Source organism: Hymenobacter aerophilus DSM 13606, from assembly GCF_000382225.1.
Taxonomy (GTDB): Bacteria; Bacteroidota; Bacteroidia; order Cytophagales; family Hymenobacteraceae; genus Hymenobacter; species Hymenobacter aerophilus.
The window spans coordinates 1-13,331 of sequence record NZ_KB907820.1 but is presented as its reverse complement, the minus strand read 5'-3'; the positions used below and the strand labels follow the sequence as shown (position 1 = coordinate 13,331).

Sequence of the window (13,331 nt, the reverse complement as noted above, 5' to 3'; positions counted from 1 at the left end):
TCGCGCCCGTTTAGCGGGCCATGTCTTACGTCTTGTTTTTTGCCCTGGTGGCCCTGGTGGGCTTCTTTTTCTATAGGTACCTCACCCAGGATGCGCGTCTGAAAAAAGCCGCCCTAGCCGAGGAATTCCCGGCGGCCTGGCGGCAGGTGCTCAGCGAGCGGGTGGCCTTCTACCTCTCCTTGACTGAAGTCGACCGCACCCGCTTTGAGAAGCGCGTGCAGCTGTTTCTGGCCCAGACCCGCGTAACGGGCGTGCAAACCGAGCTGGACGACACCACCCGGCTGCTGGTGGCGGCCTCGGCCATCATTCCGGTGTTCGGCTTTCCCGATTGGGAGTACTGCAACCTGAGCGAAGTGCTGGTGGTGCCCGACGCCTGGACGCTGCAGCGCGACCCCAACAAGGAGTACGTAGGCCTCGAAGGCACGCTGCTCGGCAGCGTGCAGGGCTTTCAGACTTCGCACTACATGCGCCTGTCGAAAACGTCGCTGGAGCGCGGCTTCCAGGATGCGCTGGACAAGCAGAACGTGGGCATCCACGAGTTTGCCCACCTGCTCGATGAGGCCGACGGCGTGATTGACGGGGTGCCCGGCCTGGCGCTGCCCGCCGCCCTGCGTCCCGAGTGGGAAGCCGTGATGAAGCGCGAAATTGAGGCCATCCGGGCCGGCAACTCCGAAATCAATGACTACGCGGGCACCAACGAGGCCGAGTTTTTCGCCGTCGTGACGGAGTATTTTTTCGAGAAGCCCGAGAAGCTGCAGGAGCATCATCCTGAGCTGTACGGCCTGTTGCTGCTGGCCTTCCGCCAGAACCCGCGGAGCCGCTTCCTGCGCCGCGCCGTCGACCCGCGCGAGTGGCTGAAGACGCTGCGCAGCCGCCGCAAATTCGGCCGCAACTCGCCCTGCCCCTGCGGCAGCGGCAAGAAGTACAAGGACTGCCACCTGGGACAGGAAGCGGCGGTATAGGGCTTTTCGGGAGGTTGCGTACCTTGGCCAATCAACCGTACCCCTTCCGCCACTTCCAGCCCGCCCGTGAAAAAGTCCTTTATTCCCGTTCTGACCGCCGCCGCCCTGCTGGCGGCCTGCGCCCCCACTGCCCAGGTTCCGGTAGCCACAACTCCGCCCGAAGCCCAGCCCGAAGCCGCTGCGCCCCACTGGCCTTCGCTGGCCGAAACCTACCTGAACTACTACTCGGGCCAGTACCAGCAGCTTTACACGGCTTCGGCGGAGGCCGAGTGGCGCTCCAACACCCACATCGTGCCCGGCGACACGGCCAACGCCGGCGCCACGGCCCGCGCCAACGAGAGGCTGGCGGCCTTCACGGGCTCCAGCGCCAACATTGCCCGCCTGCGCGAGCTGCTGGAGCACAAGGCCGAACTAACCGAGCTGCAGGTGAAGCAGCTCGAAACGGCCCTCTACAACGCCGCCAACTCGCCCCAGACCATTGCCGACGTGGTGAAGGCCCGCATCAAGGCCGAAGCCCAGCAGACTGAGAAGCTTTACGGTTTCGACTACAAGTATCAGGGCAAATCGGTGACGACCAACGACCTCGACGACCTGCTGCGCAAGGAGAAAAATCCGGCCCGGCGGGAGCAGATCTGGGTCGCCAGCAAGGAAATCGGGCCCACGCTGAAACCCGGCCTGCTGAACCTGCGCGACCTGCGCAACCAGACCGTGCAGGCCCTGGGCTACCCCGACTACTTCACCTACCAGGCCTCCGACTACGGTTTGAACCGGGAGGAAATGATGACGCTGGTGCGCCAGCTCAACCAGGAGTTGCGCCCGCTCTACCGCGAGCTGCACACCTACGCCCGCTACGAGCTTGCCAAGCAGTACGGCGTGAAGCAGGTGCCCGACTACCTGCCCGCCTCGTGGCTGCCTAACCGCTGGGGCCAAGACTGGAGCAGCATGGTGGACGTAAAAGGCCTCGACCTCGACCCGGTGCTGGCCAAAAAGGGCGCCGAGTGGGAAGTGCAGCAGGCCGAGCGCTTCTACCAGAGCCTGGGCTTCCCGGCCCTGCCGGCCTCGTTCTACCAGAAATCCAGCCTGTACCCGCTGCCCAAGGGGGCCGACTACAAGAAGAACAACCACGCCTCGGCCTGGCACATGAACCTGGAGCAGGACGTGCGCAGCCTGATGAGCGTGGAACCCAACACCGAGTGGTACGAAACCACCCACCACGAGCTGGGCCACATCTACTACTACCTCAGCTACTCCAACCCCGAGGTGCCGGTGCTGCTGCGCAGCGGCGCCAACCGCGCCTACCACGAGGCCATGGGTTCCCTGATGGGCCTGGCGGCCCGCCAGAAGCCCTTTCTGGCCGGGCTGGGGCTGATTGACCCCAAGGTGAAAACCGACGAGATGCAGGCTTTGCTGAAAGAGGCGCTGGGCTCGGTGGTGTTTATTCCGTTTGCTTCGGGGGTGATGAGCGAGTGGGAAAACAGCTTCTACGCCGACAACCTGCCCGCCGACCAGCTTAACGCCCGCTGGTGGGAGCTGACCAAGCAGTACCAGGGCATCGTGCCGGCTACGGCCCGCGGCGAGCAGTACCTCGACCCGGCCACCAAAACCCACATCAACGACGACCCGGCCCAGTACTACGACTACGCCCTGAGCTACGTCATCCTGTTCCAGCTCCACGACCACATCGCCAAACAGATTCTGCACCAGGACCCGCACGCCACCAACTACTACGGCAGCAAGGAAGTGGGCGCATTTCTGGCCGACATCATGCGGCCCGGCGCCAGCAAGGACTGGCGCAGGGTGCTGAAGGAGAAAACCGGCGAAGACCTCTCGGCCCGCGCTATGGTCGAGTATTTTCAGCCGCTGATGGCCTACCTCAAGGAGAAAAACAAAGGCCGCAAATACACCATGTAACCCCACGGTCCGGCAGCAGTGCCGGACCGCTTTTTTCCTGCTCATGCTACTTCCTCGCTTTTTTAGAATTGGTGCGCTGGCGCTGCTGGGGTTGGGGTGCGCCCGGCCCGCCACGGCCCAGCAGGCCACGCCTGCTGCTCCGCTCGTTATTGGCCAGACGTTTACGCTGCCTTCGCGGGTGCTGGGCGAAACCCGGCGCATTAATGTGTACCGGCCGGCCGGCGCCCCCGATTCGGCCGGGGCGGCGCTGCCGGTGCTGTACATGCCCGATGGCGGCATGGCCGAGGATTTCCTGCACGTGGCCGGGCTGGTGCAGGTGCTGGTGGGCAATGGCACGATGCGGCCGTTTCTGCTGGTGGGCATCGAAAACACCGAGCGCCGCCGCGACCTGACCGGCCCCACCACCGACCCCCAGGACCGCAAGATTGCCCCGCGGGTGAGCGGCTCGGCCGCTTTCCGGCAGTTTCTGCGGCAGGAGCTGATGCCCGAAGTGCAGAAGCGCTACCGCGTAACGCCCGAAAAAGCCATTATCGGCGAGTCGCTGGCCGGGCTGTTTGTGGTGGAAACCTTTCTGACCGAGCCCGATCTGTTTGATACCTACCTGGCTTTCGACCCCAGCCTGTGGTGGAATAAGGAGCACCTGCTGCAGATGGCGCCGGCCGTGGCCCGCCAGTACCAGGGCCCGCCCAAAACGCTGTACATGGCCGCCAGCAGCCAGCCCGATATTGCCCGCGAAACCCGCGAGCTGGGCGTTATCCTGCAGAAGGCCGCCAATCCGCGCCTGAGCACTACCGCCCTCTCGCTGCCCAACGAAACGCACGCCACCATTTACCACCCGGCCGCCCTCCGGGGCCTGCGGACCGTGCTGGCGCCCGCCGTCGGACCCGTCAAAAAGTAACCCGAGCCCGGGCACTTCCGGCAACGCAAAGGGCCATAAAAAAAGGGCTGCCCGCTGGGGCAGCCCTTTTTAGGGTTGATATGTCAGGAGGCTTACTTCGGCTGACGACTTTCGTTTATACGGTCGTCCAGCACCTTTTGCAGCCCCGCAAAGCGCTGCAGCACCAGGCTATGGATGTCGGCGTCGTTGAGGTTGAGGCCATTGCTGCGGGCCGACAGGTAGCGGATTAGCGTCGCGTTGTCGTCGAGCGTGTGCATCAGTTCGCGCTGGGCGGCCTCCCATTCGTGGGGCTGGTTGGCCTGCAGATAGATAATCCGGAGCTCGATGGTATGGCTGACGAGCCCGGCCAGCAGCACCAGCACCTGTTGCTCGGCTTCCGACAGCGCCCGTTCTTCCCGGCCAATAACGGCCAGCATTCCGATGCGCGAACCGTCGGGCGTGCGCAGGGCCGAGCCGGCGTAAAAGTTCAGCCCCATCTGCCGGGCCACATCGGGCTTGATGAGCTGGCAGCTGTCGGGCGAATAGTTGGAGGTGATGATGGGAACGTCAACCAGAATGGCCGCCGAGCACAGGCTGGCGTTGCGCGGCAGCTCGCTAAGGCCCTCTACCCCGGCCACCGCCTTAAACCAAACCTGCTCCTCATCGACCAGCGAAATAACGGCGATGGGCGTGCTGAACAGCTGCGTGGCCAACTCGACATAATCGTTGAAAATGGGCTCGGGCGGCGTGTTGGCAATCTGGTATAGGTGCAGGGCCCGCAGCCGGTCGGCATCGGAGGCCGGAATCAGGCTTTCGGGAAAGGAAACACTCATGGAAAAAGGTTAGTAATTGGCCGGAGTGGCCGGCAGGTCGAGCAGCACAAAGCGGGCATCGGCCGTTGCCTTAATTTCGAGCACATGCTCGTCGGTAGCCCGCAACTGGTCGCTGGTGCCAATATCGACGCCGTTCACGAAAAGCTGCCCTTCCATCACATAAATGAAAGTGTTGCGGATAGGAAATGTTTTGAAACGCACGGTTTCGTCGGCATCCAGGTTGCACCAGTACACCGTGCTGTTGGAGTTGATGTAGAGCAGGTCTTCGAGCACTTTCTGGCCCGAAGCCACCGGAATCAGCTCGTTGCTGGCCCCGAACAGGTCCACGTCCTTCTGCTCGTAGCTGGGCGCCAGGCCCTGCTGGCTGGGCAGCAGCCACATCTGAAAAATATGCGTGGGCGTGTCGGTGGCGTTCATTTCGGCGTGCGCCAGGCCCGTACCGGCCGTGATGCGCTGCGCATCGCCTTTCTTCACTACGCCGCGGTTGCCCATCGTGTCGTCGTGCTGCAGCTCGCCATCGAGCACCAGCGTCAGAATCTCCATCTCGGAGCGCGGCTGTTGCGGGTAGCCGCCCTTGCCCTGAATGGTGGCATCGTTGAACGCCCGCAACGGACCGAAATGCTCGTTGTCGGGGTCGTTGTAGTCAGCGAAGCTCAGCAGGTAGTAGCTGCTGAGCCAGTTGGTGGGCGTGGCGTGGTAGCGGTCGGTGGCAGGAATGAGTTTCAGCATCAGGAAAGAGTAGACAAGTGAGTACTGGGCAGATTTACGCAACCGGCCCCCGGAAGTTAGGCGCCCCGCCCGCCCGGCTGCGGCCCCAGCCCGATAAAGCCCACACGGCCCTCCTACTTCCCGCAGCGGCGTGCAAACAACGGCCCCCGCAAACCGAGGTCTGCGGGGGCCGTTGAGCTATTGCTGATGCGCTGTCTATTGGTTGCTACACCTTTTTCATGGTCGAAACCTGCTGCTGCAGGTCGAGCACGATGCTGGCCAGCCGCGTCAGCGAGAGGTCGGCAATCGGGAAAGTGCTGCTGATATAGGCCTTGGCTTCCCAGATTTCCACCACATCCTCCACGTCGATTTCGTAGGGCGAGTACAGCGGGTTATCGGAGTGCAGGGCCAGCATGGCGTTGTTTTTCAGGCGGTTGAACACGCGCTTGAACACAATACCCTCCTTGCTGCTGACGATGATGCAGGGCGTACCGTCCTTCAGGTTCAGCCAGTCATCCACGTAGCGGCCCACAATCACGGTGCCGCTGGCAATGGGCAGCATCGAGTCGCCGGCAATTTCGAAGGCCCGGAACGTGCCCGAGCTGCCCAGCATAGGCAGCCGGAACTTGGGCAGCTCCTCCAGGTACTCGGGGTCGGCGTAGCCGTTGAGGTAGCCGGCGGCCGCTTTCTGGGGCACCAGCTCGATGTTTTCGTTCTGCTCGCGGTCCACGGTCAGGGCCAGGATGCGCAACTTGCCGCCCGCGTGCATGGCGCTGGTGTCGGTAGCGGCCATCTGGGCGTTCTGGGCTTGGAGCTGAGCGGCGGCCTTGGCGTTCTTCTTTTTGCTGAAGTCGGTGGTTACCAGCGCGTCGAGGGTGATGCCGAACAGGCGGGCCATGTTCACGAGGGTGGCCAGCTTGGGTTCGGCCCGGCCCTCCTCGTAGGCGCCCACCAACGAGCGTTTGATGCCCAGTTTTTCGGCCATCTGCGCCTGGGTGAGGCTCAGCTCGCGCCGCCAGAATTTAAGGTTGGTGTTAATCATAACGCAGAAGGAGCCGGGAAAACAGGTCGACAAGGGCAAGTACGGGCCGGCTCACGAAGATAGGAACTCCATTACGATAATACTAATTCAATTAGCTGAAAAATTTACTAATATTTTTGCGATAGGGCCAGCAGGCTGATTTAGCCAACCTGAACGGTAGCGTTCAGCCGAGGTCTATAGAAAAACGGTCATTCAGAGCGCAGCGAAGAATCCCGCGTGCATTGGTAACTCCTGATAGCAGGATTACTTTGGCACGCAAGATTCTTCGCTGCGCTCTGAATGACCGTTTCTATTCAGTTAACTTCCTACTACCCTTCTCCGCGCAAGCGGCGGAAATACTGCTGGGCCAGCCGCAGCCGGAAATAGTCGTAGTCCTCGCGCAGGTGGTCGAACAGGTCGCGCAGCAGGGGCTGGCCGCCGAGCTGGGCCACGGCGGTCTGGATGTTGGCCAGGTCCTGCGAAGTCAGGAAGTCCTCCAGCCGCAGCTCGGCGCCGTTGGTGTAGAGCGTGGTCAGGTGGGTTTGCACGGTGCCCAGCGTCAGGCCGCGACGCTCGGCAATGGCTTCGGAACTCAGGCCCATGCGGTGCAGCTGAAAGGTGGTGTCGATGGTGGAGCCGGATTCGGTGTTTGCCTCCTTCTTGCGCGGGGCGCGGGGCGCACCCGGGTCGTCAGGGTCGAGATTGGCGGGCAGCTCGTCGCCAAACTCGGCCTGGGCGGCGGGGTTGCCGCCGTGGGCCAGCACCTCGCGGATAAACGCCTCGCCGTAGGTGTCGAACTTCTTCATGCCCACGCCCGAAATTCCCAGCATGGCCACCCGGTTCACGGGCCGCTCGGCCGCCATTTCCGTCAGCGTGGCATCGGTGAAAATCACGTAGGGCGGCACTCCCTGCTCGTCGGCAATGCGCTTGCGCAGGCTCCGCAGGGCCTCAAACAACTGGGCCTCGCGCGAAGTGGGGGCGGCAGTCGAAGCGGCGGCCGCGGCAGCTTTGCGGCCCCGCGGCTTCTTCTCGGCCTTCTCGGCGGGCTGAAACTTCTTCATCGACACCGGCCGCTGGCCCTGCAGCACCTCACGACCCAAATCCGTGATTTTCAGCGCGTAACCTTCCTCATAGGCAATGTAAACCAGCCCGTCATTCAGCATCTGGTGCACGTAGCTGTACCAGTCGAGGTAGGGCAGGTCGCGGCCGGCGCCGTAGGTTTTTATCTGGTCGTAGCCGCCGCTGATAACGGCCTGGTTGCGCATGCCGCGTAGCACGTCAATCAGCAGGCTGATGCTGAGCCGCTCGCGGCCCCGCACCAGCGCCGAGAGGGCCTTCTGGGCTATTTCGGTGCCGTCGAAGGTGGTGGGCGGGTTGCGGCAGATGTCGCAGTTGCCGCAGTCGTGGGCCAGGGTTTCGCCGAAATAGTTGAGCAGGATGCGGCGGCGGCAGCCGGCGGCCTCGGCAAACTGCTGCATCCGCTCCAGCTTGGTGAGGTTGAGCTGGTTGAGCTGCGGGTTTTCCTTGGTGAGCATGTCGCGCAAACTCATCACGTCGCCGAACGAGTAGAACAGCAGCGCCGTGGCGGGCGAGCCGTCACGACCGGCGCGGCCGATTTCCTGGTAGTAGCCCTCGATGTTTTTGGGTAGGTTGTAATGAATCACCCAGCGCACGTTGCTCTTGTCGATGCCCATGCCGAAGGCGATGGTGGCCACAATCACCTGCAAATCGTCCTTGAGAAACCCTTCCTGCACCGCGGCCCGCTGGTTGGGCGTGAGACCGGCGTGGTAGTAGCCGGCCTTAATGCCCTTGGCCTGGATTTTCTGGGCCAGCGTTTCGCACTGCTTGCGGCTCAGGCAGTAAATGATGCCCGCCTCGCCCTGGTGGCGCTCCAGAAACTCCAGAATGCCCCCTACCCGGTCTTGCCCCGGCCGCACGATGAGGTTGAGGTTGGGCCGGTCGAAGCTCGATAGAAACACCTTGGGCTTGCTCAGGCGCAGCTGCTGCTGGATGTCGCGGCGGGTGAGGCGGTCGGCGGTGGCGGTGAGGGCGATGATGGGCACCTGCGGAAACTGGTCGCGCAGCACCCGTAGCTGGGTGTACTCGGGCCGGAAATCGTGGCCCCAGGAGCTGATGCAGTGGGCCTCGTCGATGGCAAACATACTCACGCGCAGCCGCTTCAGAAACGACATAAAGCCGTCGGAGAGCAGCTTTTCGGGGCTGACGTAGAGCAGCTTGAGGTGGCCGTTGAGGCAGTCGGCGGCAATGTTGTTGGCCTCGCTGCTGCCGATGCTGGAGTTGATGTAGGCGGCCGGGATACCGTTGGCCTTTAGCGCCTCCACCTGGTCTTTCATGAGGGCAATCAGCGGCGAGACGACGATGCAGACGCCCTCCTGCACCACGGCCGGCACCTGGAAACAGATGCTTTTGCCGCCGCCGGTGGGCATGAGCACCACCGTGTCCTGCCCGCCCATGATGTTGCTGATAATGTCCTCCTGCATCGGCCGGAACGCGTCATAGCCGTAGTATTTCTTGAGGACTTTACGGGCGGATTCGATGGTTGGGGCGAGGGGTTCGGCAGCAAATAACATAGCGTAAAGATACGGCAAATGGCGGCGGGGAGAAAGCAGGAAGATAACCCGCCCAAAGCGGGAATCGTGCACCAAGCCCGCCGAATCGTGCACGGCCGGCCGTAGCTGGCTCCCGTACAAGAGCCTATCAATTCATTTATTATATCCTTTGCCCACATGAATCAACCCACCACTTCCGCCACCCAAAACCAGCAGGTTCTCGACGCCCTCAGCCGCTGCATTGCCGCCTGCGAAATGTGCGCCGACGCCTGCCTGCACGAAGACGACATCAAGATGATGGTTCCCTGCATCCGCCTCGACCGCGACTGCGCCGACATCTGCCGCCTCACCCACGCCTTCATCGCCCGCGGCTCCGACCACGCCCAGCACGTGCTCAAGGAGTGCCTCGAAATCTGCCAGAAGTGCGCCGACGAGTGCGGCAAGCATAAGCACGAGCACTGCCAGAAATGCGCCGAAGCCTGCCGCGCCTGCATCGAGGCCTGCAAGGCTTACCAGAAGTAAGGCCGGATAAGCCAAAGTCGCTTGTCATCCTGAGCTTGCGAAGGACCTATACAGAAGCCATATCCATTGATTAGCTTCTGTATAGGTCCTTCGCAAGCTCAGGATGACAAGCGGCTTGGGCTTGTTTCAGTTCATTTGCCCAACTCCAGCACCACGGCCGTTTTGGCGGGCAGCTGCAAGGTGCTCAAGTCGGTAAGCGCCTCCCCCGTTAGTACGTTCTTGGCCCGCGTGAAGCCGCTCATGCGCTCGGCGAAGCGGGCGGTGGGCAGGGTGGCGGGCTTGTCGGTGGTGTTGGTGGCGACCATTACGGTGCCGTTGGCATCGTAGCGGAAGTACACGTAGAGGCCGTTTTCGGGCAGGTATTGCATCAGCTGGCCCGAGCTGAGCGCGGGGTGCGTGCGGCGGTAGGTGGCCAGGGTGCGCACGAAATTGAAGGCGTCGTTTTCGGCGGTGCGGCCGGCGGCGGTAAACTTGTTCTGCTTATCACCGGGAAAACCGCCCGGAAAGTCGCGCCGCACTTCGGCATCCGAGGGGTCCTTGAAGTTCTTCATCAGGATTTCGGTGCCGTAGTACAGGCTGGGGATGCCGCGGGTGGTCAGCAGCCAGGTGAGGCCCAGCTTGAATTTGGCCACGTCTTCGCCCATTTCCGAGAGGAAACGGTTGTGGTCGTGGTTGTCGAGGAAGGTGACGAGCTTGGTGGGGTCCTGGTACACGGCATCCTGGGCCAGGGCCTGGTACACACGCTGGGCGCCGTTGTCCCAGCCCAGGGCGGCAGGCGTACCCACTTCCTTCAGGCCGGCCAGCATGCCGCCTTCGAGCACGAAATCGAGGCCGCCGGGCTGGTTGGACTTGAAGGGAAAGTCAATCTTGTTGCGCACATAGTAGGCCTGGTCGACCACGTTGTTCACCGACGATTCGCCGAAGATGTGGATGCGCGGGTATTCCGCCAGCAGCGCCGCATTGCAGCGGTTCATGAAGGGCTGGTCGTTGTACATATAGGTGTCGATGCGCCAAGCATCCACCCCGAACGTTTCCACGGTCCAGAGCGCGTGCTGAATCAGGAAGTTGGCTACGTAGGGGTTCTGCTGGTTGAGGTCGGGCAGGAAGGGCACAAACCAGCCGTCGGTAGTTACCAGCCGGTCAATCTGGGCCGCGTGCGGGTCGGTGATGGGTTGCTGGCGGTAGCTGGTGTTGGTGTAGCTGGGCCACTGGTGCAACCAGTCCTTGGAGGGCAAATCCTTTACAAACCAGTGGTTGATGCCCACATGGTTGTACACGGCATCCTGCACCACTTTCAGGCCTTTGGCGTGGGCCTGCTGCACGAAACTGAGGTAAGCCGCATTGCCGCCCAGCCGCCTATCAACGGTATAGTGGTCGGTGAAACCGTAGCCGTGGTAGGCCGAGCGCATGTTGCCGCCCTCGTCGGTCAGGGGCTGGTCGTTTTCGATGACGGGCGTAAACCACACGGCCGTTATGCCCAGGTCCTGGAGGTAATCGAGCTTCTGGGCCGCGCCCTGCAGGTCGCCGCCGTGCCGGAAGAACGGGTTGGCACGGTCGGCGTTGGGATCGGCCAGGTCCTTGAATTTGTCGTTTTTCGGGTCGCCATTCACGAACCGGTCGGGCATGGCCAGGTAAATCAGGTCGGCGTCTGTTACGCCCTGGCCTTTGGGGCGGTTGTCGCGGGCTTTGAGCTCCCATTTCTGGGTGACGAGCGTGCGGCCCTTACGGCCCACCAGCCGCACGGTGCCGGGCTTAGCCTCGGGCGCAATCGTGAGGTCGAGGAAGGCGTAGTTGGGGTTTTCGGTGGTGTGGGTTGCGGTGAGCGTGACGCCCGGGTACTCGACGGTGTAGGCCAGCGTGCCGGCCTGCGGGCCGTACACGAGCAGCTGCACCTTCGGCTCCTGCATGCCCACCCACCAGTTGGTCGGGTTCACGCGGGTGATGGACTGGGCCACCGTGAGCAGCGGCAGCAGGAGCAGCAGGAGCAGGAGTTTTTTCATAAGGGTAAGATGGGATATTTTGCGCCTGATAGCGTTTCCCGCAGAGGTCACAGAGCTGCTCTGGTTAGAACGATGTAGAGACGCATAGTTGCGTCTCGTCGTTGCTGACGTTGCCCGTCCGGTGTTGCCGTTCAACATCAGCAACGACGAGAGGCAAAGACGCAAATATGCGTCTCTACACCACCTTGCGCGTCCCGCGGTACAGTTCGTACTTCAGCAACCGGCAGTCAATGGGGCCATTATAGAGCGGGATGCGGCGCGAGGCTTTCAGGCCCACGCGCTTGGCGGCTTGCAGGTTGCCGGTGAACAGGTAGGCATCGTAGCCCTGAAAGTTGGTTTTGAGCGTGTCGCCGATGGTTTTGTAGAGGTCGTCCATCTCGGTTTCCTCCCCGATTCGCTCGCCATAGGGCGGGTTGGTGAGCACGATGCCGGCCGGCTCGCGGGGCGGGGCCACGGCATCCTTCACGTCGCGCACGCCCAACCGAATAAAGTCTTCGAGGTCGGCGGCGGCCACGTTTTCGCGGGCCAGCTCAATGAACTCGCGGCTCAAATCAGAGCCGCCGATGTAGCACTGGGGTTCCTCCAGCCGCATCTGCCGCGCATCCAGCTGCACCGATTCCCAGAGCGCGGCATCGAAATCGGCCCAGTGCTCGAAGCCGAACTTGCCCTGGTGGTATAGCCCTGGCGCGATGCGCTGGGCAATCAGGGCGGCCTCGGTAAGGATGGTGCCCGAGCCGCACATGGGGTCAACAAGGGTCGTTTTGCCGTCCCAGCCGGCCAGCAGCAGCAGACCGGCGGCCAAGGCCTCGTTGAGCGGGGCCACGTTGGTTTGCTGGCGGTAGCCGCGCTTGTGCAGCGACTCGCCCGAGGCATCGAGACTGAGCACCACCTCGTTTTCCAGCATGTGCAGATGCAAGCGGATATCGGGGTTCTTCACATCGACGCTGGGCCGCTCGCCGGTGCGGTTGCGGAACTGATCCACAATGGCGTCTTTGGTGAGCTGGGCCACGAACAGCGAGTGTTCCAGGTTGGACTTGTTGACGACGGCTGTGATGGCAAACGTCTGGTCCTGGCGCAGGTACTTGCTCCAGTCGAGGCGGCCGACTTCGCGATAAAGGGATTTTTCATCGGGGGCCGCGAAGCCGGCGAAGGGCCGCAGGATACGCACGGCCGTGCGGCACCACAGGCAGGCTTCGTAGAGCAGCTGCTGGTTGCCGCTGAACTCGATGGCCCGCTGCCCCACCTTCTCAATTTTGGCACCCAGCGCCCGCAACTCGTCGGCCAGCACTTCTTCGAGCCCGAACTGGGTGGTGGCGGTCATGTAAAACGGCTGGTCGCGGCGGTTAGTGGACATAGGGTAGCGTCAGGTGAAGCCGCAAAGGTCGGGAATTCGGGCCAAGCGTGTATATTGGAGCGGCGGATGGTCACAGCAGTTGAATTGTGTGAGCCATTCGATATTATGTCTTACAATTACCACCTTAATAATGGGGGCATTTTTTTTGAGAATCAGGGACAATAGACAGAATTAAATTAGTGTATCTAGTAATACACTTGATAAATTAAATACGTTCACACCTAAAATTCCATAACGTGAATAAATTTTTCAAGGATTCAATTAAATGCTTTGGTCGTGTGTTAGATAAGTAGAAAGTACTATCTTGGGGTATGATCTACGAAGCTGTTGTTTGTCCGCATTGCCACCAGCCTGAACACGTGTACCGGCATGGGCGTACAGCCGATGGACGACAGGGCTACCGCTGCACGAGGTGTCGCCGCCGCTTTCAGCTACACTATCAGCACAAAGGCGCGGCGCCTGGCACGGCCGACAAAATTGAGCAGTTGGCCCTGAACGGCAGCGGCATTCGCGACACGGCCCGCGTACTGGGCATCAGCGCGCAAACCGTGATGGCGCAGCTAAAAAAAAGAT

The 13,331-nt window shown here is 61.9% G+C and carries 11 protein-coding genes; 5 read left to right on the top strand and 6 right to left on the bottom strand.

Annotated elements, in window-relative coordinates; all coding sequences use genetic code 11:
- The first annotated feature begins 20 nt into the window (after positions 1–20).
- The 3 genes from H145_RS0114350 (at position 21) to H145_RS0114340 (ending at position 3,771) form a co-directional block, all read left to right on the top strand.
- Positions 21–962 carry a M90 family metallopeptidase gene (locus tag H145_RS0114350; protein WP_019948856.1) on the top strand — a complete coding sequence of 314 codons (942 nt, stop codon included), beginning with the start codon at positions 21–23 and terminating at the stop codon, positions 960–962.
- A gap of 66 nt (positions 963–1,028) precedes the next feature.
- Complete coding sequence (locus H145_RS0114345) at positions 1,029–2,873, top strand: M2 family metallopeptidase (RefSeq protein ID WP_019948855.1); 1,845 nt, start codon at positions 1,029–1,031, stop codon at positions 2,871–2,873.
- 43 nt (positions 2,874–2,916) lie between these two features.
- On the top strand, positions 2,917–3,771 hold the full coding sequence (locus tag H145_RS0114340; protein WP_026351532.1) for an alpha/beta hydrolase: 855 nt from the start codon (positions 2,917–2,919) through the stop codon (positions 3,769–3,771).
- 92 nt (positions 3,772–3,863) lie between these two features.
- Here H145_RS0114340 and H145_RS21410 read toward each other — a convergent pair whose 3' ends face one another.
- The 4 genes from H145_RS21410 to recQ form a co-directional block, all read right to left on the bottom strand.
- Positions 3,864–4,583, bottom strand: a complete 720-nt coding sequence (locus H145_RS21410; protein ID WP_019948853.1) for a GAF domain-containing protein — start codon at positions 4,581–4,583, stop codon at positions 3,864–3,866.
- A 9-nt stretch (positions 4,584–4,592) separates the two neighbouring features.
- Positions 4,593–5,312 carry a pirin family protein gene (locus H145_RS0114330; protein WP_019948852.1) on the bottom strand — a complete coding sequence of 240 codons (720 nt, stop codon included), beginning with the start codon at positions 5,310–5,312 and terminating at the stop codon, positions 4,593–4,595.
- Between the two features lie 205 nt (positions 5,313–5,517).
- Positions 5,518–6,333: a LexA family transcriptional regulator gene (locus H145_RS0114325; RefSeq protein WP_019948851.1), complete on the bottom strand. Its 816-nt coding sequence runs from the start codon at positions 6,331–6,333 to the stop codon at positions 5,518–5,520.
- Between the two features lie 308 nt (positions 6,334–6,641).
- Positions 6,642–8,903 (bottom strand): DNA helicase RecQ, encoded by a 2,262-nt coding sequence (gene recQ, locus H145_RS0114320; RefSeq protein ID WP_019948850.1) that lies wholly within the window; start codon positions 8,901–8,903, stop codon positions 6,642–6,644.
- A gap of 156 nt (positions 8,904–9,059) precedes the next feature.
- Here recQ and H145_RS0114315 point away from each other — a divergent pair, with 156 nt between their 5' ends.
- Positions 9,060–9,404 (top strand): four-helix bundle copper-binding protein, encoded by a 345-nt coding sequence (locus tag H145_RS0114315; RefSeq protein ID WP_019948849.1) that lies wholly within the window; start codon positions 9,060–9,062, stop codon positions 9,402–9,404.
- A 131-nt stretch (positions 9,405–9,535) separates the two neighbouring features.
- On the opposite strand, the gene H145_RS0114310 is transcribed toward H145_RS0114315, so the two are convergent.
- Together H145_RS0114310 and H145_RS0114305 are read right to left on the bottom strand one after the other, a co-directional pair.
- Complete coding sequence (locus tag H145_RS0114310; protein ID WP_019948848.1) at positions 9,536–11,404, bottom strand: glycoside hydrolase family 13 protein; 1,869 nt, start codon at positions 11,402–11,404, stop codon at positions 9,536–9,538.
- A 175-nt stretch (positions 11,405–11,579) separates the two neighbouring features.
- Positions 11,580–12,758, bottom strand: a complete 1,179-nt coding sequence (locus H145_RS0114305; protein WP_019948847.1) for a THUMP domain-containing class I SAM-dependent RNA methyltransferase — start codon at positions 12,756–12,758, stop codon at positions 11,580–11,582.
- A 311-nt stretch (positions 12,759–13,069) separates the two neighbouring features.
- On the opposite strand from H145_RS0114305, the gene H145_RS24190 reads away from it, so the two are divergent.
- Positions 13,070–13,331: IS1-like element transposase (locus tag H145_RS24190; protein ID WP_033426122.1), on the top strand; the 262-nt coding region annotated here is incomplete at its 3' end.

Bases quoted from the DNA above. Each gene is read 5' to 3' on its own strand.
- H145_RS0114350 (WP_019948856.1), top strand. From the start codon at position 21: ATGTCTTACGTCTTGTTTTTTGCCCTGGTGGCCCTGGTGGGCTTCTTT.
- H145_RS0114340 (WP_026351532.1), top strand. From the start codon at position 2,917: ATGCTACTTCCTCGCTTTTTTAGAATTGGTGCGCTGGCGCTGCTGGGG.
- H145_RS21410 (WP_019948853.1), bottom strand. From the start codon at position 4,583: ATGAGTGTTTCCTTTCCCGAAAGCCTGATTCCGGCCTCCGATGCCGAC.
- H145_RS0114330 (WP_019948852.1), bottom strand. From the start codon at position 5,312: ATGCTGAAACTCATTCCTGCCACCGACCGCTACCACGCCACGCCCACC.
- H145_RS0114325 (WP_019948851.1), bottom strand. From the start codon at position 6,333: ATGATTAACACCAACCTTAAATTCTGGCGGCGCGAGCTGAGCCTCACC.
- recQ (WP_019948850.1), bottom strand. From the start codon at position 8,903: ATGTTATTTGCTGCCGAACCCCTCGCCCCAACCATCGAATCCGCCCGT.
- H145_RS0114315 (WP_019948849.1), top strand. From the start codon at position 9,060: ATGAATCAACCCACCACTTCCGCCACCCAAAACCAGCAGGTTCTCGAC.
- H145_RS0114310 (WP_019948848.1), bottom strand. From the start codon at position 11,404: ATGAAAAAACTCCTGCTCCTGCTGCTCCTGCTGCCGCTGCTCACGGTG.
- H145_RS0114305 (WP_019948847.1), bottom strand. From the start codon at position 12,758: ATGTCCACTAACCGCCGCGACCAGCCGTTTTACATGACCGCCACCACC.